The organism is Stenotrophomonas sp. STEN056 (assembly GCF_056759635.1).
The window spans coordinates 67898-91686 of sequence record NZ_JBRRDL010000016.1; the positions used below are offsets into that span (position 1 = coordinate 67898).

Below are 23789 nucleotides of genomic sequence, written 5' to 3' on the forward strand. Positions count from 1 at the left end.
GCGCGGGCCCCATCTCCCCTTCAAGCCCGTCTGACGGGCGTTTTTACGCGCGGTGCCCCTGGCTTCTGCCCTGGTTGGGGAAACTGCCGGAATTTTAGGCCAATCAAACACTTAAGAGGTCCTTCATGAGCATCAAGCCGCTTCACGACCGCGTTGTGGTCAAGCCGATCGAAGCCGACGAAATCTCCGCCGGCGGCATCCTGATCCCGGATTCGGCCAAGGAAAAGTCGACCAAGGGTGAAGTCGTGGCCGTGGGCCCGGGCAAGCCGCTGGACAACGGTTCGGTGCGTGCGCCGGCGCTGAAGGTCGGTGACAAGGTCATCTACGGCCAGTACGCCGGTTCGACCTACAAGGCCGAAGGCGTCGAGTACAAGGTGCTGCGCGAAGACGACGTCCTCGCCGTCCTGGGCTGATTGCCTGCGGCGGTGAATCGGGATGCCGGGATCCGGGATTGGCAAGGGCGCCTGACGCCGACCATCCCCCCGCACCCGCAATGCCGCTTTCAATCCCCAATCCCGAATTTCAAATCTCTCTCCACATTCCCGAGGTTTCAAAGCTATGGCTGCCAAGGATATTCGTTTCGGTGAAGACGCCCGTTCGCGCATGGTGCGCGGCGTCAACGTTCTCGCCAATGCCGTCAAGGCCACCCTGGGCCCGAAGGGCCGCAACGTCGTGCTCGAGAAGAGCTTCGGCGCCCCGACCATCACCAAGGACGGCGTGTCCGTCGCCAAGGAAATCGAACTGGCTGACAAGTTCGAGAACATGGGCGCGCAGATGGTGAAGGAAGTTGCTTCGCGCACCAATGACGACGCTGGCGACGGCACCACCACCGCCACCGTGCTGGCCCAGGCCCTGATCCGCGAAGGCGCCAAGGCTGTTGCCGCTGGCATGAACCCGATGGATCTGAAGCGCGGTATCGACAAGGCCGTGGTTGCCGCCGTCGCCGAGCTGAAGAACATCTCCAAGCCCACCGCTGACGACAAGGCCATTGCCCAGGTCGGCACCATCTCGGCCAACTCGGACGAGTCGATCGGCAACATCATTGCCGAAGCGATGAAGAAGGTCGGCAAGGAAGGCGTGATCACCGTTGAGGAAGGCTCGGGCCTGGACAACGAGCTGGACGTCGTGGAAGGAATGCAGTTCGACCGCGGCTACCTGTCCCCGTACTTCATCAACAACCAGCAGTCGCAGACCGCTGACCTGGATGACCCGTTCATCCTGCTGCACGACAAGAAGATCTCCAACGTGCGTGACCTGCTGCCGGTGCTGGAAGGCGTCGCCAAGGCAGGCAAGCCGCTGCTGATCATCGCCGAAGACATCGAAGGCGAAGCGCTGGCGACCCTGGTGGTCAACACCATCCGTGGCATCGTCAAGGTCGTGGCCGTCAAGGCACCGGGCTTCGGCGACCGTCGCAAGGCGATGCTGGAAGACATGGCCGTGCTGACCGGCGGCACCGTGATCTCCGAAGAAGTTGGCCTGTCGCTGGAAAAGGCCACCATCAAGGACCTGGGCCGCGCCAAGAAGGTGCAGGTTTCCAAGGAAAACACCACCATCATCGACGGCGCTGGCGAAGCTGCCGGCATCGAGTCGCGCGTCAAGCAGATCAAGACGCAGATCGAAGAGACCTCTTCGGACTACGACCGCGAGAAGCTGCAGGAACGCGTGGCCAAGCTGGCCGGCGGCGTTGCCGTGATCAAGGTCGGTGCCTCGACCGAAATCGAAATGAAGGAAAAGAAGGACCGCGTCGATGACGCCCTGCACGCGACCCGCGCTGCAGTGGAAGAAGGCGTTGTCCCGGGCGGCGGCGTTGCTCTGGTGCGCGCGATCACCGCACTGTCTGGCCTGAAGGGCAACAACGAAGACCAGAACCACGGCATCCAGATCGCCCTGCGCGCGATGGAAGCCCCGCTGCGCGAGATCGTCTCCAACGCCGGTGAAGAGCCGTCGGTCATCATCAACAAGGTCAAGGAAGGCACCGGCAGCTTCGGCTACAACGCCGCCACCGGCGAGTTCGGCGACATGCTGCAGTTCGGCATCCTGGACCCGACCAAGGTGACCCGTTCGGCGCTGCAGAACGCAGCCTCGATCGCTGGCCTGATGATCACCACCGAAGCCATGGTTGCCGAAGCTCCGAAGAAGGACGAGCCGGCCATGGGCGGCGCAGGTGGCATGGGCGGCATGGGTGGCATGGGCGGTATGGACTTCTAAGTCCGCCGCAGCCTCACCGCTGCTGGTAACACACAAAACCCCGTCGAAAGGCGGGGTTTTGTTTTGTCCGCGGGCGGTGTGGCCGCTGCGGGTTGGCGCAAGGCCGCGGCAATCAGGCGCCGGGCGGCGCGAACTGCTCGCGCAGCCAGGCCAGGAACAAGGGCACGCAGGGCTGCAGGCATTCTTCTTCGGGCAGGCTCAACGCGTAGTAGGCAAAGGTCTGCGGCCACGGCAGATTGACCGCGACAGCAAGACGGCCGGCGGCGATCTCAGCGGCGGCGTGGATGTCGCGCACCAGTGCGATGCCCTGGCCGGCTTCGGCGTCGTCGAATGCCGGCCCGCGTTCCATCTGTGGTTCGGCGGCGATGCCCATCGCCTGGAACCACAGCCGCCAGTCGTTGCGGTCCGTGTCCTGCAGCAACAGCAGTTGCAGGCAGTCCAGGGCGTTGTGCATCGGCGCCACGGTTGCCAGCAATGCGGGGCTGGCAACGGGCAACAGCACCGGCGCGAACAGGTGCTCGGCCTGCAGGCCGGGGTAGTGGCCAAGCCCGTGGCGGATGGCGATGTCCACGCCATCGCGGCGCAGGTCCACCACCTGTGTGGTGGCCTCCAACTGCACGTCGATCTGCGGATGCAGCGCGCTGAAGCGCGGCAGGCGCGGTGCCAGCCATGCCGCGGCGAAGGTGGGCGCAGCACTGATGCGCAGTGTCTGCCGGCCTTTCAAACGTTCGAGCATATGCAGGCTGCTTTCGATCTGGTCAAACGCCTGCTTCAACTCCGGGTAGACACGTGCACCGGCTGCACTGAGCACCACGCCCTGTCGGGTGCGCTCGAACAATGCGACGCCGGTGCGCGCCTGCAGCAGCTTGAGCTGCTGGCTGATGGCACCGGAGGTCACGCCCATCACGTCGGCGGCGGCCTTGAGTGTGCCGTGGCGCGCGGTCTCCACGAACGCGCGCAGTGCCAGCAAGGGAAGAACCGCACCCATTTCAGATTTCCTGCATAAGTCGTTTAGAAAAAAACGCTCGCGTGGCCAGTGCAGGCCACTATGCTTCGTGCGCATGTCACTACCGCCACGAGTTTATCCGCAGCCGCCACAACAGCGGCTGGCGACAGCAACGGACGCAGAGCATGTCGTGCTGCATGGTTGGCGCCAGGCCGTCGTCCGCACGCCACTGGGCAGGATGGTCGCGGTCGTTGATTCGCAGGACGCCCTGCTGCGGTTGGATTTTGAAGATGACGACAACCGCCTGTTGCTGGCGAACCTGCTGGATGCGCTGCCAACCGACACGCGGGCCGCTGCTGCGATTGCCACACAGGTGAACGAGTATTTCAGCGGCAGGCGGCGTCATTTCGATCTTGCCCTGGCGCCACAGGGCAGTGCCTTCCAGCAGCGTGCATGGCGCCAGCTCATGCAGATTCCGTTCGCCTCCACCCACAGTTATGGCGAGGTTGCACGGCAACTGCAGCCGCCGTCATCGGCGCGCGCCGTGGGCCGCGCGAATGCGCTCAATCCAATCTCCATCATCATTCCCTGCCACCGCGTGCTGGGCGCGCAGGGTGCATTGACGGGCTACAGCGGGCAGCTGCGGCGCAAGGCCGAGCTGTTGGCATTGGAGGCCGATGTAGTGCGCAAGCAGGGCGAGCGACAGCGCCAAAGTTGAGCGGCGCTAAACAACGCACGCAGGAACAATCGTTTCACGCAGGGCCAGCGCCTGCCTAGACTGGTTCCATTCCCGCAGCGGCACCCTGCAAGCCCCGCCTGATCGTCTTTCACTTCCTCATCCCCTGCCTGGGCCAAGGCGGGCAGGGCGATGTCATCCCGATGAAACTGCAACCGGAGATTTCATGTCCACGTATTCGCTGCATCTGTACACCGACAGCTCGCCCAACGGCTACAAGGCCACCATCGCGCTGGAAGAACTGCAGCTGGAGTACCAGCTGCACCATGTGCGGATCGAACACGGCGAACATCGAACGGCCGAGTTTCTGAAACTGCACCCGCATGGCCGGATTCCGGTGCTGGTGGATCAGGCGCGGGGTGTGACCGTGTTCGAGTCGGCCGCCATCCTGATGTACCTGGCCGAGCGCAGCGCATGGTTGATGCCGCAGGATCACGCCGGGCGCTGGGAAACGATGACGTGGCTGATCTTCCATGCCGCCAGCGTTGGCCCGGTGCTGGGCCAGCGGGTGCACTTTGAGCATTTCGACCAGGAACGCTACCTGCCGGCGATTGCGCGTTACCAGCAACTGAGTGATGCGGCACTGGCGACGTTGGACCAACGCCTCAACGGTCGTGATTGGTTGGCGGCGGACCAGTACAGCATTGCCGATATCGCCAACTTTGGCTGGCTGCATATTGCCGAGCTGATTGGCATGTCGTTCGACCACCATCGTCATCTATGGGCGTGGTACCAGCGCGTGGCGCAGCGGCCGGCGGTACAGCGCGGCATCACCCTGCCCGAAGTTGCGACGGGGGCGTGAGCTGATGACGATGCATGAAATGCAGGCGTCGCTTTCCGGCGCATCGGCAGCGGTCTTCGCGCAGCACCCCGGCTATCAACGCATGTTCCGCGCGGACAAGCTTACGTTGGGCATCTTTCTTCCGTTGCGCTTCTACAACGGCGACATGCGGGTATTGGAAGGCCAATCCGCGCTGGTGGAGTACATCGATCAACAGGGGTTTGCAGCGGTATGGGTGCGTGATGTGCCGCTGTTCGATCCGATGTTCGGTGATGCCGGCCAGGTGTTTGATCCGTTCACCTACCTGGCGTTTCTGGCGGCGCGCACGCGGCAGGTGGCGTTGGCTACCGGCAGCGTGGTGTTCCCGCTGCGGAATCCCATTGAGTTGGCCAAGGCAGCTGCATCCATCGACCAGTTGTCCGGTGGTCGCCTGGTGATGGGTATCGCTTCCGGTGACCGGCCGATCGAATTCCCGGCGTATGGTCTGGAGCACGCGGCGCGGGGCGAACGCTTTGCTGACACCGTGGCGGCGTTCCGGCAATGGCTGCAGCCCGGCGATGGTACTGCATTGCATCCGCTGGCCGAACAAGGTGTGCGGCTGTTGCCGCCGCCGGTGAATAGCCGCATTCCGTTGATGGTGACCGGCGGCGCGCGTCAATCATTGGAATGGGTTGCGCAGCATGCCGATGGTTGGTTGACCTACCCGGACAGCACGCATGATCGCGCGGGGCCGTTGCGGCTGGCCGACAAGATCGCCGCCTGGCGCCGGTTGATTCCGGACGCCGGCTTCCGCCCGCACATGACCAATGAATGGCTGGATCTGGTTGATGACCCGGATCATCCGCGCGTTCCGTTGCAGGGGGGCCATCAGTTGCGCACCGGCCGCAAGGGTTTGATCGCCTTGCTGGAATCCTGGCAGCGTGCAGGCGTCAACCACGCAGCCCTGGGCATCCAGTTTTCACGCAGGCCCGCGGCGGAGGTGCTGCAGGAACTGGCTGGAGAAGTGCTGCCATTGTTCCCCTCGCATGCCGGGCCATTGGCGCCGCACCAGCGGTGGTGACGCTGGCTGCCATGCTCAGCGCAGCGCACCCGGGGGTACCGTTGGGGGAGGCCTGATCGTCTGAGGCTGGCCGCTGCGTGGAGGGGGGACGCCATTCGCAGGTGCCAACGAGCAGATATCAGCAACGGAGCTCCGGATGCGCTGCGCTCAGCATGCATCGGTAATCGACAGCTATTTCCGGACAGGTGATGAATCCGGAAATGTGCAGGCGCGGTGGCCTGGAATGCGCGTCGCGCGCTCGATGAGGGTTGCAGTGGCTCATGTCACCACGCTCCATTCCGAGTAACCGTGCGGCGTGGGGCGCAGCACACCGCTGCGGCCGACCGGCGAGATGTCCTGGTCGGTGAGCGCGAGCAGGGTCCATTTGTCATCGGGTGCAACGCGCGCGAGTGTTCGCGTGTCGTGTGGCGTCCGCACTATGGCAACGCCGTGTTGCAGTTCGCCGTTGCGCTGGTAGAGCAGGGTGAATGCTTCCAGCTGGCCGGGGCCGCTGGGTTCGGTTTCGATCTCCGGCACACTGCCGCGGTGGCTGTCGGCAATCTGCTGCACGTTGCTGTAGGCCAGGGCCGGATGGCCGGGATAGGGCCGTCGCGCCAGTACCAGGCCGTGATGCCGGGTGACGAGTCCACCCTGGCCATACAGCAGCCCACGGGCAGCCGGCGCACAGGCGCGCAGCCGCCGCACCATCGCGCAGATGGCATGGGTCATGTAGTTGCTCTGCGGCGCGCCGAAGAATGTCAGCCCGCCGGTGACGGTGGGTTCAAACTGCTCGGGCAGGCGTAACCGGCGTCGGGCCATCTTCGGTACGCAGGGGAAGCTGCTGTACAGCTCCACCGCCTCGAAGTTGCCGCCGGCCAGGGTGATGCAGGTGTCCAGTACCGCGTTCTGCGCATGGCTTTCCCAGTAGTGGTCACGGGCCAGGAAATCACGCGGCTCCTGTGCATGCGTACCGCCCCAGGGATAAACGAGTTGCTGTTCTGCAATGCCCAGGCGACGCGCGTGTTCTAGGGAGGTCATCAACACCGCCGCGCCCTGGTTGACCTGTGGGTTGGCCACCATCAACTTGTTGTAGGGCCAGGCGATCAAGCGGTTGCTTGGCGAGGTGGTGGCGATGTCTTCCGCGCTGCACGGTTCAGCCAGCCAAGCGTTCGGGTTTTCGGCGGCGTGCCGCGAATAGCGGCTCCACAGCTCGGCCGATTCACGCTGTGCCAGGGCTGGCGATTGCCGCCAATGCGCGGCGCTGGCGGTTTCATAGAACGGATGGACCGCGGCCGGCTGGCTGCAGCCCAGCAGCGCCGCCAAGGGGTGCACGAAGTCGGCTCCCGATGGTGCTGCTGTATCGGTGGCGGGCGTGGTCCACGGCAGTTCCGCGCCCAGGCGTAGCGCCCGGCTGCTGCTGTGCTGCGCTTCGGCACCACAGATCAACGCCACCTGGCTCTGGCCACCGGCGATGCGCCGCGCGGCGTCCTGCAGGAAGCTCAACGGACTTTGCCCGCCGACCGGGCCGTAGACGGTATGCCGCGGGCGGATATCCAGGCTGTGCGCCAGCAGGCCGGGGGCGTCGTGGTAAGGCCAACTGCTGATGTTGGCCACGTCCAGCGAATCCACCTCGGTCAGCAGGCTGGCATGGGCGTCGTCTTCGGCCAGGTGCGCGGCACGGATCATCAGTTCCATCGGCTCCAGGCCATGGCACGGATGCAGCGGCCGGTCTGTCCATTCACCGACACCGACGATCACCGGAATGTTGGCGGGGCCGATCAAGACGACGGCTCCCCGTGCCACAGCGCCAGTCCATCCAGCGCTTCGACAGCGTGCGGTGTGGCCAGCAGCGGGTTGACCTCCAGCGATTGCAGGTCCGGGCCCAGGGCCAAGGCGGCATTGCCGATGCGGGTGATGACCTGGGCCACGTCGCGGCGGTCCACCCGCACGCCGCCGCGATAGCCATCGAGCAGGGGCGAGGCGCGCAGTTCGTCGAGCATGGCCAGCACGTCGTCCGCGGTCACCGGCAACAGGCGCAGGCGGGTGTCGTTGAACAGTTCCGTCCAGATGCCGCCCAGCCCGACGGCCAGGGCCAGGCCCCATTGCGGATCACGGACGACGCCGACCAGCAGTTCGATGCCTTTGCCGCGCATCGGCGAAACGACCACCCCGTCGATCCGCGCGGCCGGGCAGGACGCTGCCACCGCTGCACGGATCTGGCGATACGCATCGGCTGCGTCGGCCGGGCAGACATCCAACAGCACGCCGCCCACCTCACTTTTGTGCGGGATGTCCGGCGAGGCGATCTTCAGCGCCACCGGGCCGCCGATGGCGTGAGCGATGGCCTCGGCCTGCGCTGCATCGGTGGCGATCTCGCCCGGCACCACCGGCACGCCTTGGCTGGCGAGGTAGGCCAGCGCCTGCCGTTCGCCGTGTGGGCGTGCGTCGCTGGGCACGACAGTGCAGGTCGCCTGCGGCCCGCTTTTTCCGGTACGCCTGCGTGCCCACCACTGCGCATTGGCGATGGCCGCCAGGCCCTGGTCCACGCCGGCGGCCACGTAGGCGATGCCGTGGTGTTCGGCCAGCAGGCGGCTGAAGTCGGTCGCCGGACGTGGAGTCACGCTCAGCAAAATGCCCTGCTTGTCGATGGCGGCGAAACCGGCACCGATTTCGGCGATGACGCGCTCGGCATAACCGTGCAGCGGGTTGCCGGGCACGTCATACAGGCACGCCAACAGTTCCACCTGTGGCTCGTCGGCCAGGGCGCGGATGCCGCCTGCGAACAGCGATGGCTCCAGGACGGCGGCGCCGGTGATGTCCAGCGGGTTGTGCGGGGTAGCGAAGTCGGGCATGAGCTGCTTCAAGGCCTGGCACGTGGGCGGCGACAACTCGGCCAAGTGCAGGCCGACGGCTTCGGCGCGGTCAGCGGCCACCTCGCAGGTGCCGCCAGAGATGGCCATGACAGCTACGCCGCCATGACGCGGCTGCACCCGTGACAACACACCGGCGGTTGCGACCAGCGCATCCATTGAATGCACGCGGATGATGCCCAGCTGCCTGCAGGCGGCATTAAACACACGGTCATCGCCCACCAGTGAGCCGGTATGCGCCAGTGCAACCCTGGCGGTGCGTTCACTGCGGCCGATCTTCAGCGCGATGATGGGCTTGCCTGCCTCCAACGCACGCCGTGCGGCGGCGGTGAGGGTGGTTGCGTCGCGGGTGGTTTCCAGAAACAGGCAGATCACCTGCGTGGCGTCGTCATCAACCAGGTAATCCACGACGCGTGCGACATTGAGGTCGGCTTCGTTGCCGGTGGAGACGATGTAACTCAGGCCCACACCCTGACGGCCGGCGAACTCGGCGATGTAGCTGGCAATGGCCCCGCTCTGCGACACCAGTGCCACGTTGCCGACCAGGCGGGTGGGCAGGTTGATCGTCCAGATCGGCACGCGGTCGATGAAGTTGATCAAGCCCAGGCAGTTCGGGCCCAGCAGGTGGATGCCCAGTTGTTGCGCCAGCGTGGCAACAGCGGCCTGGCGCGCGGCTCCATCGCTGCCCATTTCGGCAAACCCGGAAGTGAGCATCACCGCGTTACCGATCCCGGCTTCGTGCAGATCGTGCAATGCCGCCTCGATGGCACGCATGGGCACCATCAACAACGCCGCATCCACCGGCTGGCCAATTGCGCGGCAGGAGCTTGCAGCAATGACGCCATGCACATGGCCGCCGCCGGGGTTGACCACATGCACGTTGCCTTCATAGCCAAGCCGGCCGAAGTTGGCGAATGCACCGTTGGACCAGGTCGAACGCTCGCTCGCGCCGACCAGCGCGATGGAGCGGGCGCGCAGCAGACCATCGAGGCGGGCATGTGGGCTGGCCTGCGCCTGCATTTGTGCATTCATCGGGAAGTGCTCTCTTGCTGTCCGTTACGGGTGGGCAGCCTGTTTGCATGCGTCGGCGTGGGCAGGCGCCGCCTGGAAGACGATGTGCAGGGAAGGGGGAGCGGAACGGCTGTGCGGTGGCTGCAGCTTCATTCCGTGGCCTGGCAGCGTGGCGACATCAATGGTGAAGGCGACAGGGAGAGGTCTGTCGTCGTCGGCCGTGCACGGCATGCCGGGTCAAGCTGGGTGTGTTGCGCCGGTCCTGCGCATCATCCGGGCAATTGCCGGGCATACCGTGCGGGTGCGGTGTGAACATGCTCGAAGTGACGCGTTCCATGGATGTCACTATCCAAAGCCCGGCATGCCGCGTCCAATACGAAAACAGCGGCCATCCATAGCAATCACGTCTGGATGAAGCAGGTGGTGATTCCCGGGGCGGTCATGCCGCGCTCAAGGCAACTTGCCAGCACAGTTCCACCGCCGGATCCGGTGTACCGCTGCGGCGTACCAGGCGCAGCGTCACATCCGCTGCATCAACGAACGGGCGCATGCACAATTGATCGCTCAACTGCAGTGGCGGCCTGCGGAGGAAGTTCAGGCCCACCGCCTCGCCGGCGAGAATGTGCTGCATCCACAGGTCGCTCATCATTTCGTGGTCAACCCGCAGCACTGCGCCGGCCCGCTGCGCGGCGCCGAACAACTGCTCATGCATCGATGGATTCAGGCCGCGTTCGAAGGTCAGGACGGTTCGGCCGCGCAGGTCGGTGCTGCGCACGACATCCCGCGCGGCCAGCGGATCATCACACCGGCAGCACAGGCTGCAGGGCACCTGGCCGATGAGTTGGTAGTCCAGCGCCGGGTTGACGATCTCGCCCACGATGAAGGCCATGTCCAGGCTGCGTGCAACCACGCGGTCCACCAGTTCCGGGCTCCAGCCGAGCACGATTTCAATCTGGATCTTCGGCTGCAGCTGGGCAAAGCGTTCCAGCAGTGCCACCCGCTTGGCGAACAGGTGGGAGTAGGGCGGCAGGCCGATGCGCAACAACGGGCGCGCCTCGCGCGTGCGCAGCATGGCCGCGCAGGCGTTGAATTCATCCAGTGAGCGCATCACCGCGCGTGCGTGTTCGCGCAGTGCCTTGCCCTGCTCGCTCAAGGCCACGCTGCGGCTGTCGCGGATGAACAGCTCAAAGCCCAGCTGCGCCTCCAGCTTGCGGATCTGCGAGGACAACCAGGGTTGGGCAACGTGCAGGTTCTGCGCGGCGCGGGTGAAGGACAGCGCATCGGCGACGGCCACGAACATCTGGACAAGGCGGGAATCGGTACGCATGGCGCACGCTCACACGATTGAAGGGCCTGCAACGCGGGCCAGCGTTGCGGCATCAGTATGGTCATAAATCCTCCCGCCGATGACAGGGGGATTTCAAACACTGTGGTCTGTTCAAACGCTCCGCGCGCTGTCTTTTGCACACACGCACCTGGTGCGCGCAGCAGGCGCATGCCGCGCAAGCCTGCTGCGATGGGCATCCAGACAGGTGCATTGCTGAAAGCGCATCACGCGCATGTTCTGGAATGGAACAGGCGCGTGATCGTGGCAGTTGCCGGCATCGATCCGCCGTGTACCTCTCTGCGGCGCGGACACATGCAAGTGTCGCCCGGAGTTGCGCAGAGGGCCTGCTTCAATCACCCGGTGCGGCCTGTGGGAGTTGCCGATGGTGCATGCATTTCCGGCGGGTCATGCATGCATCGGGGGGCATCTCGCGCGTTTGCCGTGCATATCGAGTTGGCTTGTGCGTGAGATCAGTGTCGCGCCCATTGCACGATGCTGCTGGCCGGCATGGCGCCGGACTGCCGCGCAATCTCACGCCCGCCCTGCAGCAGCACCATGGTCGGGATGCTGCGGATGTTGAAGCGGGTGGCCAGCGCCGGCTCGGCTTCGGTGTCCACCTTGCCCAGCCGCATGTGTGGCTCCAACTGTGCGGCAGCCTTGGCAAACTCCGGCGCCATCTGCCGGCATGGCCCGCACCACGCAGCCCAGAAGTCGATCAGCAGCGGAATCTGCGAGCGGTTGGCATGCGCGTCGAAGGCTGCGGCATTCAGGGCTACCGGCGTGGCGGTGAACAAGGCGTTGTGGCAGCGTCCGCACGATGGCGCCTGCGCCAGACGATCAGTGGGGACGCGGTTGATCGCGTTGCAATGCGGGCAGGCGATCTGCAGCGGATCGGGGGCGGCGGTATTCATGGCAGGCGATGGTGGGTGGTCAGAAGGGAGAAGTATCACCTTCATCGGCTGAATCGGGCTGCCTGCCGTGTCCGTTGCCTCTGAAACTGTCGCATCGCACAAAAAACCGTGTTATCAATGCTCCCCATGAACGCAGCCCGCGCCAGCTTTTACTTTTGGTATTACTTTCCGAAACCGCTGGCGGAGGAAGGACTGCGTTCACCCTGAAGAAACTTTCAGAAGCATTCCCGAAAAGCCGCCAGCGCACCTGGCGGCTTTTTTTTATGCCGCCTCGCTGGGGCAACCCTTTCACTTCATGAACTGGAGTCCCTGCAATGCCCCCCCACACCGATGATCTGCGTATCCGCAAGCTTGAACCGTTGACCCCGCCCGCACAGCTGCTGTCGCTGCTGCCTTGTGATGATGAAACCTCGCAGACCGTGGCCGATGCCCGTGCCTCATTGCACCGCATCCTGCACGGCCAGGACGACCGCCTTGCCGTGGTGGTTGGCCCATGCTCCATCCACGACCCGGTTGCGGCCATGGAATACGCCCAGCGCCTGCGCCCATTGCGCGATGCACTCGGCGGCGAACTGGAAATCGTCATGCGCGTGTACTTCGAGAAGCCGCGTACCACGGTGGGCTGGAAGGGCCTGATCAACGATCCGGACCTGGACGGCAGCTTCAACATCAACAAGGGCCTGCGCGTGGCGCGAGGCCTGCTGCGTGACATCAACCGCCTTGGCCTGCCGGCCGGCGTGGAGTTCCTGGACGTGATCTCGCCGCAGTACATCGCCGACCTGGTGGCCTGGGGCGCGATTGGCGCCCGCACCACCGAAAGCCAGGTGCACCGCGAACTGGCCTCTGGTTTGTCCTGCCCGGTGGGCTTCAAGAACGGCACCACCGGCGATGTGAAGATCGCCGCCGATGCCGTCGGCGCAGCCTCGCACCCGCACCATTTCCTGTCGGTGACCAAGGAAGGCGGCACCGCCATCGTCGCCACCCAGGGCAACCCGGATTGCCATGTGATCCTGCGCGGCGGCAAGACCCCCAACTACGACGCGGCCAGCGTGCAGGCGGCCAGCGAAGTGCTGGGCAAGTCCCAGCTGCCGGCGCGGTTGATGATCGATGCCAGCCACGCCAACAGCAGCAAGAAGCCGGAAAACCAGCCCAGGGTGATCGACGACATCGCCGCGCAGCTGGAGGCAGGTGAGCAGCGCGTGGTCGGGGTGATGATCGAGAGCCATCTGGTTGCCGGGCGCCAGGAGCTGGTCGAAGGCCAGCCGCTGGTCTACGGCCAGAGCATCACCGATGGCTGCATCGACTGGGACAGCACCGTGCAGGTACTGGAGCGCCTGGCCAAGGCGGTACGCGCGCGCCGCAGGCTGCAGCTGGAAGCGGCGGCCTGAGCAGGGCCGGCGTGACAGCTGCACTGGCACGCGGTGGTCAGTGCAAGTAATTTATGCGGCGGGAGGCGCAAGGTTTCCCGCCTGCTGTGGTCTCAGGGGAGAGCGCCTCACGCGGCAGGAAGCCAATGAAATCACCGCTTATGGAGAAGGAAGTGATGCGTATTCGTACGTGCAGCATGGTGCTGGCAATGATGCTGGTGCCGACCGTGGCCCAGGCCAAGAAGGAAGTCTTTGATTCGGGCAGCGGCTGCCTGCAGAACCTGTCCGTGGCCGGTGGCTTCACCTCCGGCAAGCAGTTCCTGGCCTCTACCGACCATGAAGGCATCAGCTACGCCGACGCCTTTGCCAAGACCGTGGCCGCGATCGAGGCCGAGGGCATGGTCGGTATCTACCCGAACGAGCAGACCGGCTACATCGCCGCGGAAAATCCGGTGCGCGGTGGCGGTGGCTCGACCGTGCCGCTGCGTACCACCGTGCGCCGCCAGGACGACGGTACCGTCCGTGTCGAAGTGCGCTTCAGCATCAAGGGCGGGCAGATGACCTCCAACAAGGCCGTGGGCGAGGGCCTGTGCAAGATCGCCGACGCCGCCAGCCTGTAATGGGCCAGCCGGAGCCCGCATGACGGCCGCAAGCTGGTTCCTGTACCTGCTCGAATGCAGTGACGGTAGTTACTACGCAGGCATCAGCACCGACGTGGAAGCGCGGTTCCGGGCCCACCTCAGCGGCAAGGGTGCGCGCTATACCCGCGCGCACCCGCCGCTGCGCATTCTTGCCCAGCGTGCCTATGCCGACCGTGCCGCCGCTTCGCGCGCCGAGTGGGAGCTGAAGCGGCTCCCGCGCGGCCGCAAGCTGGCCTGGCTGGAGCGAGCGGAAGATTGAGGTAAAGTCCCACCCGTGGCCGCGCCCATGTGGCCTCAACCGTCCGGGTATCCGGGCTCACAGCCTTGCATGCGGTTGTGCTATCTGCGTTGCCGCATGCCGGCATCATCCTCACAAGGGGAATCGTGATGGCGGGTTGGTACGAGTTGGACAAGAGCAGTGACGGCCAGTTTTATTTCGTGCTCAAGGCGGGCAACGCCGAGGTGATCCTCACCAGCGAGCGCTACACCACGCGGCCTGCCGCGGAGAACGGCATCGCCTCGGTACAGAAGAACAGCCCGGACGAGGCGCGTTTCGAGCGCAAGACCAGCAGTGACGGGCGCCACCATTTCAACTTGAAGGCCGCCAATCACCAGGTGATCGGCAGCAGCCAGCTGTATTCCTCACAAGCCGCCCGCGAAGCCGGCATCACCAGCGTCAAGGCCAACGGCCCCAGTACCACCATCAAGGATAAGACCGGCGCTTGAACCGGCGCAGGCTGCGGCCTGTTTCAGCCCTTCTCCCGTACGCGGGAGAGGGGTGAGGGCAAGGCGAAAGTCTGTTTGCTGCGCCGGGTGATCGTCCGAAGCCGAGGGGACGCGCGCCCTTCGCTCACCCCGCAGGCAGGAGAAACGACAGCTTCATGCGCTCTTTTGGAGATGCGGCGCCGGTCGTCGATGCATCAGCGCCGGCTTCAATTACTCACAGCGCACAGCGGTGATCACATTGCCTGCATCCAGGAACACGCGCAGGCGATCCTGGCGGATGTCGCGCGAGACGATGGTGGTCGGCGCAATCGGGTTGACCAGCCCGGCGCCACTTTCGCGTGCCAGGCGGCGCATGTTGGCTTCGTTGCCCGGCTGGCCTACGGCCCATTGCAGGTTGGTGGCATCGCAGTGGCCGTCACCGGCAACGGTGGGGCCCGGCGTCGTCAGGCAGCCGCTCAGACTCGCGGCAATCACGACAGCAGCGGCAGGAACACAGAACGTGCGGATGGTGGCGAAGGAGATGCTCATGCGAAGGCACAGGGGTTTCGGCCGGGTTTGGCTGCGCGAATCATAGCAGTCGGCATCTGTCCTACCTGTATGCCGCTGCCAGGCGGCAGGGCATCTCGGTGCGTGACGAATGACTGCGGCAGGAGGTGCGCCCAAGCTCCTTTCCGGGGGTAATTGCGCTTACCCTGCCGGGCTGGTTGCTACAGGAGCAGGATGTGCAAGACGCACAGTATTGGTTGGGAGAGTTCTGGGCCGGGCTGAGCCTGGTGGATCTGCTGGGCGGTGCGTTGCTGGGCACCCTGGTTGGGCTGTTGCTGGGTATCGCGGCATGGATGGGGCTGCGGCGCCTGGGTTGGCTGTCGCGGCAGCGCCGTTGGCACCATGTGCTGGTTGCCTGCCATGTGGTGGTACTGCCGCTGTTGTTTGCCTTCTCCGGGTTGCAGGTGGGTTTTGCCGCGGGTGCGCAGCGGGCCTTGTACAAGCAGATGGATCACTTCCAGCCACACCTGCAGGTGCTGGTCAGCAACTGGCAGCGCGATTTTGAGTCGTCGCTGGATGACCAGGCACTGGCCGAGCTGATGCGCAGCGATGCCTCGGTGCATGAGGTCACGCGCAACGTGGTTGGTTCGTATCTGGCCGAACATCCCTTGCCGGGCGCAGCGGTGCTGCAGGGCGAGGGCTGGGCATCGCGGTGGGCATCCAAAGGCATTGCACAGCTGCGTGCGGTGCTGATGTCACGCTGGGTGGAAGCCAGCCTGGCCGAGCAACTGGCCAGCCACAGCGGGGTGGACAAGCGGGTATTCCAGCAAGCCTTCAGCATGCGCATGAACGAGCTGCTGCATACGCAAGGTGCCGTCAACCTGTTGAAGCTGCAGCTCAACGCGATGATGCCCGGCATCTACCTGGGCCTGTTGTTGCCGCTGTTGATCGGCATGGCGTTGGTGCTGCTGGAGATTGCATTGGCGCATTACTTTGGATGGCGACGGCACAGTGCTGGCCCTGGTGCGCTTGCAACCATGCGGTGATTGCAGGAAAGGCCCGCGATGAGCGGGCCTTTCCTGTTCCGGTAACGCTTGCTCACGCTTTCTTTCAGGCTGTGATGGGGCGCGCGTCTGCATTTCACTACTGCAGGACAATAGGCTTGATAATTTCAATGCGTTTATCTGTCCAGCGCTGATCAATCCAAAGGGGTCTTATCCATGAAAGCAATCCGGCGATCCATCGTGGCCGCGTGTGCCACGGTTCTGGTCGGGGCATTGGCCCTGCCACAGAGTGCAGATGCCTGCACCCGTTTCGTCTTCCAGGGTGCCGGCAATGATGTGTTTACCGGCCGTTCGATGGATTACAAGATCGACACTGGCAGCCACCTGTGGATGTTCCCGCGTGGCCTGCAGCGCAACGGCGAGGCCGGTGAAAACTCGTTGCGGTGGACGTCGCGCTACGGCAGCGTCATCACCGCTGCGTATGACTTCGCCACCACCGACGGCATGAACGAGGCCGGTCTTGTTGCCAACCTGCTGTGGCTGGCCGAATCCGAATACCCCGAGCGCGACAACGGCAAGCCGGGCTTGAGCATCTCGGCCTGGACGCAGTACATGCTCGACAACTTCGCCACCGTTGAAGAAGCGGTAGCCGCGCTGGCCGACGAACCGTTCACCCTGATCACCGATTCGCCGCCGGGCGAGCAGCGCCTGGCCACGCTGCACTTGTCCCTGTCCGATGCCAGTGGCGACAGCGCCATCATTGAGTACATCAAGGGCAAGCAGGTCATCCATCACAGCCGCGACTACAAGGTGATGACCAACTCGCCGATCTTCGAGGAGCAACTGGCGCTGGAAAGTTATTGGCGCAAGATCGGCGGCACGGTGATGCTGCCGGGCACCAACCGCGCGGCCGATCGCTTCGCGCGTGCGGCGTTCTATGTGGATGCCCTTCCCAAGTCCGACGACCCGGTGGAAACCACGGCCAGCGTGTTCGGCGTGATCCGCAACGTGTCGGTGCCGTACGGCATCACCACCCCGGGCGAGCCGAACATCTCCTCCACCCGCTGGCGCACGGTGTCGGACCAGTCGCGCAAGCGGTATTACTTCGAGTCGGCGCTGAGCACCAATGTGTTCTGGGTGGATTTGAAGAAGATCGACTTCAGCGAGCGCACCGGCAAGGTCAAGCGCCTGGACCTGGGCCCGCAGCAGCGCACCATCTATTCGGGTGAGGCCAACGCGCAGTTCAAGGACGCCAAGGCATTCCGTTTCCTGGGCGTCTGAGCACGTCATGTAATCAGCGTGCCCGGTGTGCCGGGCACGCGTCATCTGGAGTTTCAATGAACACCCGATTCAAGCCCAAGCGCCGGCGCCTGTCGCTGGCGGTGTTGTTGCTGGCAATGGGCAGCGTTCCGCTCGCCCACGCGCAGGCGGCCGATGATGGCCAGGCCGATGGCTGGCGTTTCCAGGCCACACCGTATGTCTGGATGAGCGGCATGGAAGGGCAGGTGCGGCCATTCCGCCACGCACCGATGGCGCACGTGGACAAGTCGTTCTCCGAGCTGATGGACAGCCTGGATGCTGCGGCCTTCATCACCGGCACCGCGCGCCGTGGCAACTTCGTGCTGCAGGCCGATTTCACCCATGCATCCACGTCGGACTCCACCCCGTTGCCGATTGGCATCGCGGCCAAGGTGAAGGTGCGGCAGACCTCGGCAACGGTCACCGCCGGTTATGCGTGGAAGTCGACCGAACACACCGGCATCGACCTGATGGCCGGCCTGCGTCACTGGGACATCAACGCCGCGGTGAATGTGCCGGGGCTGGTGTCGGCACGTTCGGATTCCTCGTTCGTTGACCCGATTGCCGCCGTGCGTTGGCGGCAGGCCCTGTCGCCGCGCTGGAGCAGCGTGGCGTATGTGGACGTAGGAGGTTTTGGCGTGGGTTCGGATTCCACCTGGCAGGTGTTGGCGCTGGCCAATTACCAGGCCACCGACAAGCTGTTCGTATCGATGGGTTACCGGCACCAGAGCCTGGATTACCGCGACAACGGCAAGCGCCTGGATGTATCCCTGTCCGGCCCGATGCTGGGCATGACCTACCGCTTCGGCGCAGGGCTGTAGCTTTAGTCCCCTCCCTTTGGCCGATGGCCAAGGGGGGAGGGCAAAGCTTGGCTCCCTCTCTTGCACGCAGTGCAGGGGAGGGCTGGGGAGGGGTAGCTTCTGACCGTGTAGAGCCAAGCCATGCTCGGCTGGAGCCGTACCGGGAAAGCCTCTGCCGAGCATGGCTCGGCACTACAGCTTCGCCCCCTCACCTTTCGCGCAGCGGAGGGGAGGGGCTGAAGCAATCACTCCACCTCGTTCGGATCCGCCTTCCAATACCCAGTCGCGCGGATCCATTCCTTCGGCACCTGCAGGTGGCCTTCGATGAACTTGCGCATCATCCGTGCGCGGCGTGATTCGGTGGCAATCCAGTAGTGCGTGTCGCCATCGGGTTGCTCGAAATCCACCAGGGCATCCTCCAGCAGCGTGCTGCTGGCGGCGTCAAAACCGTTGCGCTCGAACCAGGACACCGTGACCTGTGCGGCGCTGTCCAGCGGCTGCCGGTCGCCCTCTTCGGGAATCTCGATGAACACCTCGGCCACGGCATCCTCGGGCAGCTCTTCAAGCCGGCGTGCGATGGCCGGCAATGCGGTTTCATCGCCAATCAGCACATAGGTGTCGAAGTCGTCGGCCACCACATGCGAGCCGCGCGGCCCGGCCACCACCAGTGCATCACCGGCTTGTGCGCGCGCCGCCCAACTGGTTGCCGGGCCGTCGCCATGCAGTACGAAATCCAGCACCAGGGTGTTGGCCGCGGCGTCGTAAAGGCGCGGGGTGTAGTCGCGGGCGGGCGAGGGCTGCAGGCCTTCGGGATAGCGCGGGCCGTGTTCGGTCAGCTCAGGCAGCACGAATGCGCCTTCGCCATTGGGGAAAAACAGCTTGACGTGGTCGTCCGGCGAGCGGCTGTCGAAGCCTTCCAGCGCCTGGCCGCCCACCACGATGCGCTGCATGTTCGGGGTCAGGCGCTCGCTGCGCAGCACCTGCAACTGGCGGAAGCGGGGAGTGAGGCGGATCAACTGGGTTTCATGCAAAGACATGGCATTACCTGTGTGGTCAATGACGGCGTGAGCCGGGGTGACCTGGCTGGATCGCTCTGGCTGGGTCGTGGGGAGCAATGGGGCAATCAATCCTGCGTAACGTCTTTCACCCGCGCGGTGGCCTGTTCCAGCAATTCGGTGATGCCTTCGACGTCGGCGTTCTGCCAACGGCCATGGCGGGCCATCACGGCGTGGGTGAATTCATGCATGGCATCGCGCAGGGCCGGGGGCATGTTGGCGCGGGTAATCACGCGCGCGCTGTGGCGGGCACGCAGCAGCGCGTCTTCCACTTCGCTGGCGCGCTGTTTCAACTGCGCCTGGCCCAGGCTGGTGATGTGGTAGCGCTTGCGGCCGCCGTCTTCCTCGGCGCGCACCCAGCGCTGGTTCTCGAAATCGGCCAGCAGCGGATACACCGAGCCGGCGCTGGGCGTGTACACGCGCACGAACATCTCGCTGATCTGCTGGATCAACTCGTAGCCGTGGTGCGGCCCCTGGCCGATCCGCGACAGCAGCAGCAGGCGCAGGTCACCACGGCCCAGCGGGCGGGGGGAGGTACGGCGGCGGGTTTCAGTGGCGGTCATGGCGGTTTCGATATATCGAATTGGAGAAGACGATATATCGAAAACATGCTGACGGCAATCTCCGCCTATCGCTGATCAAGGGACAGAGCGTTCTGCCAGCCAATCGCGACCAATCGTCTGATACATGCTGCGATGCAGCATGGGTGACCTGTCACGCACCTGACTCGCCGTGATGCCAGCCTGCAACCGTGCAGGCGCCTTGGTTCTGCGCCAAGCGTTGTCCATGGCTGTCCCATGGTGACCCGGATCCGGCCGCCTGGCTGTCGTCATCGTGTCTTGCGGACACTGGCTTTTGCACCTCCATACGCATGCGTAGCCCGCTTGGCAAGGGGCCGGGTGCGCTACACTTTGCGGCTCAAAACAACGAACAAGCGCGCGCGTGCGTGCAGTAACTGGGAGCGCCAATGAACTGGTTGAATGAAGTGCTGAACAACGACACGAACCCCCTGGAAACACAGGAGTGGATCGAGTCGTTGAAGGCCGTTATCGATGTCGAGGGCCCCGAGCGCGCGCATCAGTTGTTGGAAGGCATGGTTGAACTGACCCGTCGTTCGGGCGCGTTCCTGCCGTTCTCTCCCACCACCGAATACGTCAACACCATCGAGCCGCAGCTCGAGGCCAAGAGCCCGGGCAACGCCGAGCTGGAATGGCGCATCCGCTCCATCATCCGCTGGAACGCGATGGCCACCGTGGTGCGCGCCAACCGCAAGCCGGGCGACCTGGGCGGCCACATCGCCTCCTTCGCCTCCGGCGCAACGCTGTATGACGTGGGTTTCAACCACTTCTGGCGCGCGCCGAGTGAAAGCCACCCGGGCGACCTGCTGTTCATCCAGGGCCACAGCGCCCCGGGCATCTACTCGCGCGCCTTCCTGGAAGGCCGCATTGACGAGCAGCAGCTGGACAAGTTCCGCATGGAAGTGGACGGCGGTGGCCTGTCGTCCTACCCGCACCCGTGGCTGATGCCGGATTTCTGGCAGACCCCGACCGTGTCGATGGGCCTGGGCCCGCTGGCCGCCATCTACCAGGCGCAGTTCATGCGCTACCTGGAAAACCGCGGCCTGATCGAGAAGTCCGACCGCAAGGTGTGGTGCTTCATCGGTGACGGCGAGTCGGACGAGCCGGAAACCCTGGGCGCCATCGCCCTGGCCGGCCGCGAAGGCCTGGACAACCTGATCTTCGTGGTCAACTGCAACCTGCAGCGCCTGGACGGCCCGGTGCGCGGCAACGGCAAGATCATCCAGGAACTGGAAGGTGTGTTCCGTGGCGGCGGCTGGAACGTCATCAAGCTGCTGTGGGGCTCGTACTGGGATCCGCTTCTGGCCAAGGACACCAACGGCGTCCTGAAGAAGCTGATGATGGAAACCGTCGACGGCGAATACCAGAACTGCAAGGCCTTCGGTGGCGCGTACACGCGCGAGCATTTCTTCGGCAAGTACCCGGAAACCGCCGCGATGGTGGCCAGCCTGTCCGACGACGACATCTGGCGCCTGAACCGTGGTGGCCACGACCCGCACAAGGTGTACGCCGCCTACCACCAGGCCGTGAACACCAAGGGCATGCCCACCGTCATCCTGGCCAAGACGGTCAAGGGCTACGGCATGGGCAGCGCCGGCGAGGCACTGAACCCCACCCACCAGACCAAGAAGCTGGACGACGAAGCGGTGCGCCACTTCCGCGACCGCTTCAACATTCCGGTGACCGACGAACAGCTCAAGGACGGCCAGGTGCCGTTCTACCACCCGGGCCCGGATTCGCCGGAAGTGAAGTACCTGCAGGAGCGTCGCGCCTCGCTGGGTGGCTACCTGCCGCAGCGTCGCCAGAAGGCCGATAAGTCCTTCACCGCACCCAAGCTGGAAACCTACGAGCGCCTGCTCAAGGAATCTGGCGAGCGCACCTATTCCACCACCATGGCCTTCGTGCAGACGCTGAACATCAGCCTGCGTGACAAGGAACTGGGCCCGCGCCTGGTGCCGATCGTCGCCGACGAAGCGCGCACCTTCGGCATGGAAGGCCTGTTCCGCCAGATCGGCATCTACGCCCCGTACGGCCAGAAGTACAAGCCGGTCGATGCCGACCAGCTCATGTACTACCGCGAAGACCAGAGCGGCCAGGTGCTGCAGCAGGGCATCAGCGAGCCGGGTGCGATTGCCTCGTGGATGGCGGCTGGTACCAGCTACTCGGTCAGCAACGTGCCGATGTTGCCGTTCTACATCTACTACTCGATGTTCGGCTTCCAGCGCGTGGGCGACCTTGCCTGGCAGGCGGCGGACATGCGTACCCGTGGCTTCCTGCTCGGCGGCACCGCCGGCCGCACCACGCTCAACGGCGAGGGCCTGCAGCACGAAGACGGCTTCAGCCACATCGTGGCCGGCGGCATCCCGAACGTGCGCAGCTACGACCCGACCTTCGGTTACGAAGTCACTGTGATCCTGCAGCATGGCACCAAGGCCATGATGGAAGACCAGATCGACGAGTACTACTACATCACCCTGATGAACGAGAACTACGCCCACCCGGCCATGCCGGAAGGCGCAGCCGAAGGCATCATCAAGGGCATGTACCTGCTCACCGACGCCGGCAAGCCAAAGAAGGGCGAGCTGCGCGTGCAGCTGCTGGGCAGTGGCACCATCCTGCGCGAGGCCATTGCAGCGGCCGAACTGCTGGACAAGGATTTCGGCGTCACCGCAGACATCTGGAGCTGCCCGAGCTTCAACGAACTGCGTCGCGATGGTTTCGACGCCGAGCGTTGGAACCGCCTGCACCCGGAAGCCGAACAGCGCAAGCCGTACGTCACCCAGCTGCTGGAAGGCCGCCAGGGCCCGGTCATCGCCGCAACGGACTACGTGCGCGCCTACACCGACCAGATCCGCGCCTTCGTGCCGGGCACCTACTCGGTACTGGGCACGGATGGCTTCGGCCGCTCCGACACCCGCGCCAACCTGCGTCGCTTCTTCGAGGTTGACCGTTATTACATCGCCCACGCTGCAATCGCGGCGCTGGCGAAGGACGGGAAGATGACGGCGAAGGATGTTGCCCGGGCGATCAAGCAGTATGGGATTGATCCGGAGAAGAGTAATCCTGTTGGGGTTTGATATAGAGGGGCGATTCTATCGCCCCTTTTTTTTGTAGAAAAATAGTCATTTTGATCTGGATATACCTCGATTCAAGGGATGGGACGTGAGTAAAGAGATTGCCGAAATCGCCTATGATCTTCATTCTGGCTTAGCTTCTAATCAAATTTCTGAGTTCGATGACCTGCAGTTGATCGGTATGGCTGGAACTCTGGCAATTCATATTAAAGGCCTCGGAGAGATTGAATATGAAGTTCTCCGGAAGGTTTCCGACCATATGATGGGGATTCCTTCGTTTGCGCTTGAACGAGTTCTCCGGCTTCTTGATGATGTGAGCTTCGTGAAGCTAGTTGAAAAGGGCAGGAAAATAACTAGCATAATTCCGAATATCCCCGTTTTTGACGATGTCTATGTTGGAATTGGGGGGTACGCAGCTTCGGAGTGTTCGTTGAATGAGCATGAGCAGGCGACGATTCAAATTCTTGCGAAATTGCAAGAGTCACCTTTAAATAAAAATACTATTATCAATGATGTTGGGGTTGAAAGATCTGTCCTCGATCGTTGCTTGGTGGTTGGTAAGGCAAGTGGAATCGTTAGCGAGCATCAGGCTAGGGGGCGAGATATTCTAATAAGTCCTTTCTATTTTTCAGACAATCTTGATGGTCTGGCTGACGCTGCTGTCGCATGTGGAGCGGGAGCAATAAAAAGCACTTTGGATAAAGTTAAGGCTAATCAAGGCTGGCCTCTTTCTATTGTCAAGTCAACAGGGGAGATTGGTGGGGTGAAGCTCTCCAGTACCGAGCTTGTACTGGTTGACAAAATGACGGGAGAGGGAATTGTCGACTTCCCGTATTTCAATGCCAGGCTAAATTAGAGGTTTCCGGTTCGTGGTATTGGCGGAATTCGGCGGGCGTCAGCCCGCCAAGGCTGTCGTGAGGGATCTCGGTG

The 23789-nt window shown here is 63.9% G+C and carries 22 protein-coding genes; 14 read left to right on the forward strand and 8 right to left on the reverse strand.

What is annotated here, in order from left to right; all coding sequences use genetic code 11:
- Positions 1–125 precede the first annotated feature (125 nt).
- Positions 126–413, forward strand: coding sequence for a co-chaperone GroES (locus tag ACVOLO_RS10400; protein ID WP_481570191.1), 288 nt, complete (start codon positions 126–128; stop codon positions 411–413).
- Between the two features lie 145 nt (positions 414–558).
- Positions 559–2208 carry a chaperonin GroEL gene (groL, locus tag ACVOLO_RS10405; RefSeq protein WP_481570192.1) on the forward strand — a complete coding sequence of 550 codons (1650 nt, stop codon included), beginning with the start codon at positions 559–561 and terminating at the stop codon, positions 2206–2208.
- A gap of 112 nt (positions 2209–2320) precedes the next feature.
- Here the strand turns inward: groL and ACVOLO_RS10410 are convergent, their stop codons facing one another.
- Positions 2321–3196: a LysR substrate-binding domain-containing protein gene (locus ACVOLO_RS10410; protein WP_481570193.1), complete on the reverse strand. Its 876-nt coding sequence runs from the start codon at positions 3194–3196 to the stop codon at positions 2321–2323.
- Between the two features lie 73 nt (positions 3197–3269).
- On the opposite strand from ACVOLO_RS10410, the gene ACVOLO_RS10415 reads away from it, so the two are divergent.
- The 3 genes from ACVOLO_RS10415 to ACVOLO_RS10425 all read left to right on the forward strand — a co-directional run bounded on the left by ACVOLO_RS10415 (position 3270) and on the right by ACVOLO_RS10425 (position 5731).
- A complete protein-coding gene (locus ACVOLO_RS10415) occupies positions 3270–3872 on the forward strand; it encodes a methylated-DNA--[protein]-cysteine S-methyltransferase (RefSeq protein ID WP_481570194.1) in 603 nt (200 codons plus the stop codon).
- A gap of 184 nt (positions 3873–4056) precedes the next feature.
- Entirely contained in the window at positions 4057–4692 is a 636-nt protein-coding gene (locus ACVOLO_RS10420; RefSeq protein WP_481570196.1) for a glutathione S-transferase family protein, read from the forward strand.
- A gap of 4 nt (positions 4693–4696) precedes the next feature.
- Positions 4697–5731, forward strand: coding sequence for an LLM class oxidoreductase (locus ACVOLO_RS10425; protein ID WP_481570197.1), 1035 nt, complete (start codon positions 4697–4699; stop codon positions 5729–5731).
- Positions 5732–5989: 258 nt separating this feature from the next.
- Here the strand turns inward: ACVOLO_RS10425 and ACVOLO_RS10430 are convergent, their stop codons facing one another.
- The 4 genes from ACVOLO_RS10430 to trxC form a co-directional block, all read right to left on the reverse strand.
- A complete protein-coding gene (locus tag ACVOLO_RS10430) occupies positions 5990–7492 on the reverse strand; it encodes an acetyl-CoA acetyltransferase (protein ID WP_481570198.1) in 1503 nt (500 codons plus the stop codon).
- The gene (locus ACVOLO_RS10435; RefSeq protein WP_481570200.1) at positions 7489–9612 is read right to left on the reverse strand and encodes an acetate--CoA ligase family protein; all 2124 of its coding nucleotides are present in this window, start codon (positions 9610–9612) and stop codon (positions 7489–7491) included. Before ACVOLO_RS10435 ends, ACVOLO_RS10430 begins: the two co-directional genes overlap by 4 nt.
- Before the next feature lie 418 nt (positions 9613–10030).
- Positions 10031–10918: a LysR family transcriptional regulator gene (locus ACVOLO_RS10440; protein ID WP_481570201.1), complete on the reverse strand. Its 888-nt coding sequence runs from the start codon at positions 10916–10918 to the stop codon at positions 10031–10033.
- Between the two features lie 470 nt (positions 10919–11388).
- Positions 11389–11829 (reverse strand): thioredoxin TrxC, encoded by a 441-nt coding sequence (gene trxC, locus ACVOLO_RS10445; RefSeq protein WP_481570202.1) that lies wholly within the window; start codon positions 11827–11829, stop codon positions 11389–11391.
- A 314-nt stretch (positions 11830–12143) separates the two neighbouring features.
- Here trxC and ACVOLO_RS10450 point away from each other — a divergent pair, with 314 nt between their 5' ends.
- The 4 genes from ACVOLO_RS10450 to ACVOLO_RS10465 all read left to right on the forward strand — a co-directional run bounded on the left by ACVOLO_RS10450 (position 12144) and on the right by ACVOLO_RS10465 (position 14563).
- Positions 12144–13217 (forward strand): 3-deoxy-7-phosphoheptulonate synthase, encoded by a 1074-nt coding sequence (locus tag ACVOLO_RS10450; RefSeq protein ID WP_481570203.1) that lies wholly within the window; start codon positions 12144–12146, stop codon positions 13215–13217.
- A gap of 125 nt (positions 13218–13342) precedes the next feature.
- Complete coding sequence (locus ACVOLO_RS10455; RefSeq protein ID WP_481570204.1) at positions 13343–13816, forward strand: hypothetical protein; 474 nt, start codon at positions 13343–13345, stop codon at positions 13814–13816.
- Positions 13817–13835: 19 nt separating this feature from the next.
- Entirely contained in the window at positions 13836–14096 is a 261-nt protein-coding gene (locus ACVOLO_RS10460; protein WP_481570205.1) for a GIY-YIG nuclease family protein, read from the forward strand.
- 128 nt (positions 14097–14224) lie between these two features.
- Entirely contained in the window at positions 14225–14563 is a 339-nt protein-coding gene (locus ACVOLO_RS10465; protein ID WP_481570206.1) for a YegP family protein, read from the forward strand.
- A gap of 210 nt (positions 14564–14773) precedes the next feature.
- On the opposite strand, the gene ACVOLO_RS10470 is transcribed toward ACVOLO_RS10465, so the two are convergent.
- A complete protein-coding gene (locus tag ACVOLO_RS10470; protein WP_481570207.1) occupies positions 14774–15091 on the reverse strand; it encodes an I78 family peptidase inhibitor in 318 nt (105 codons plus the stop codon).
- 194 nt (positions 15092–15285) lie between these two features.
- Between ACVOLO_RS10470 and ACVOLO_RS10475 the strand changes: the two genes are divergently transcribed.
- From ACVOLO_RS10475 to ACVOLO_RS10485, 3 genes are all read left to right on the forward strand, one after another.
- On the forward strand, positions 15286–16095 hold the full coding sequence (locus tag ACVOLO_RS10475; protein WP_481570208.1) for a hypothetical protein: 810 nt from the start codon (positions 15286–15288) through the stop codon (positions 16093–16095).
- A gap of 174 nt (positions 16096–16269) precedes the next feature.
- Positions 16270–17334 carry a linear amide C-N hydrolase gene (locus ACVOLO_RS10480; RefSeq protein WP_481570209.1) on the forward strand — a complete coding sequence of 355 codons (1065 nt, stop codon included), beginning with the start codon at positions 16270–16272 and terminating at the stop codon, positions 17332–17334.
- Between the two features lie 56 nt (positions 17335–17390).
- Positions 17391–18173, forward strand: a complete 783-nt coding sequence (locus ACVOLO_RS10485; RefSeq protein WP_481570210.1) for a hypothetical protein — start codon at positions 17391–17393, stop codon at positions 18171–18173.
- A gap of 224 nt (positions 18174–18397) precedes the next feature.
- On the opposite strand, the gene ACVOLO_RS10490 is transcribed toward ACVOLO_RS10485, so the two are convergent.
- Together ACVOLO_RS10490 and ACVOLO_RS10495 are read right to left on the reverse strand one after the other, a co-directional pair.
- Positions 18398–19189 carry a siderophore-interacting protein gene (locus ACVOLO_RS10490; protein ID WP_481570211.1) on the reverse strand — a complete coding sequence of 264 codons (792 nt, stop codon included), beginning with the start codon at positions 19187–19189 and terminating at the stop codon, positions 18398–18400.
- 86 nt (positions 19190–19275) lie between these two features.
- The gene (locus ACVOLO_RS10495) at positions 19276–19770 is read right to left on the reverse strand and encodes a PadR family transcriptional regulator (RefSeq protein ID WP_481570212.1); all 495 of its coding nucleotides are present in this window, start codon (positions 19768–19770) and stop codon (positions 19276–19278) included.
- 404 nt (positions 19771–20174) lie between these two features.
- Between ACVOLO_RS10495 and aceE the strand changes: the two genes are divergently transcribed.
- Positions 20175–22862, forward strand: coding sequence for a pyruvate dehydrogenase (acetyl-transferring), homodimeric type (gene aceE, locus ACVOLO_RS10500; protein ID WP_481570213.1), 2688 nt, complete (start codon positions 20175–20177; stop codon positions 22860–22862).
- 85 nt (positions 22863–22947) lie between these two features.
- Positions 22948–23715, forward strand: a complete 768-nt coding sequence (locus ACVOLO_RS10505; RefSeq protein WP_481570214.1) for a hypothetical protein — start codon at positions 22948–22950, stop codon at positions 23713–23715.
- The last annotated feature ends 74 nt before the right edge of the window (positions 23716–23789 follow it).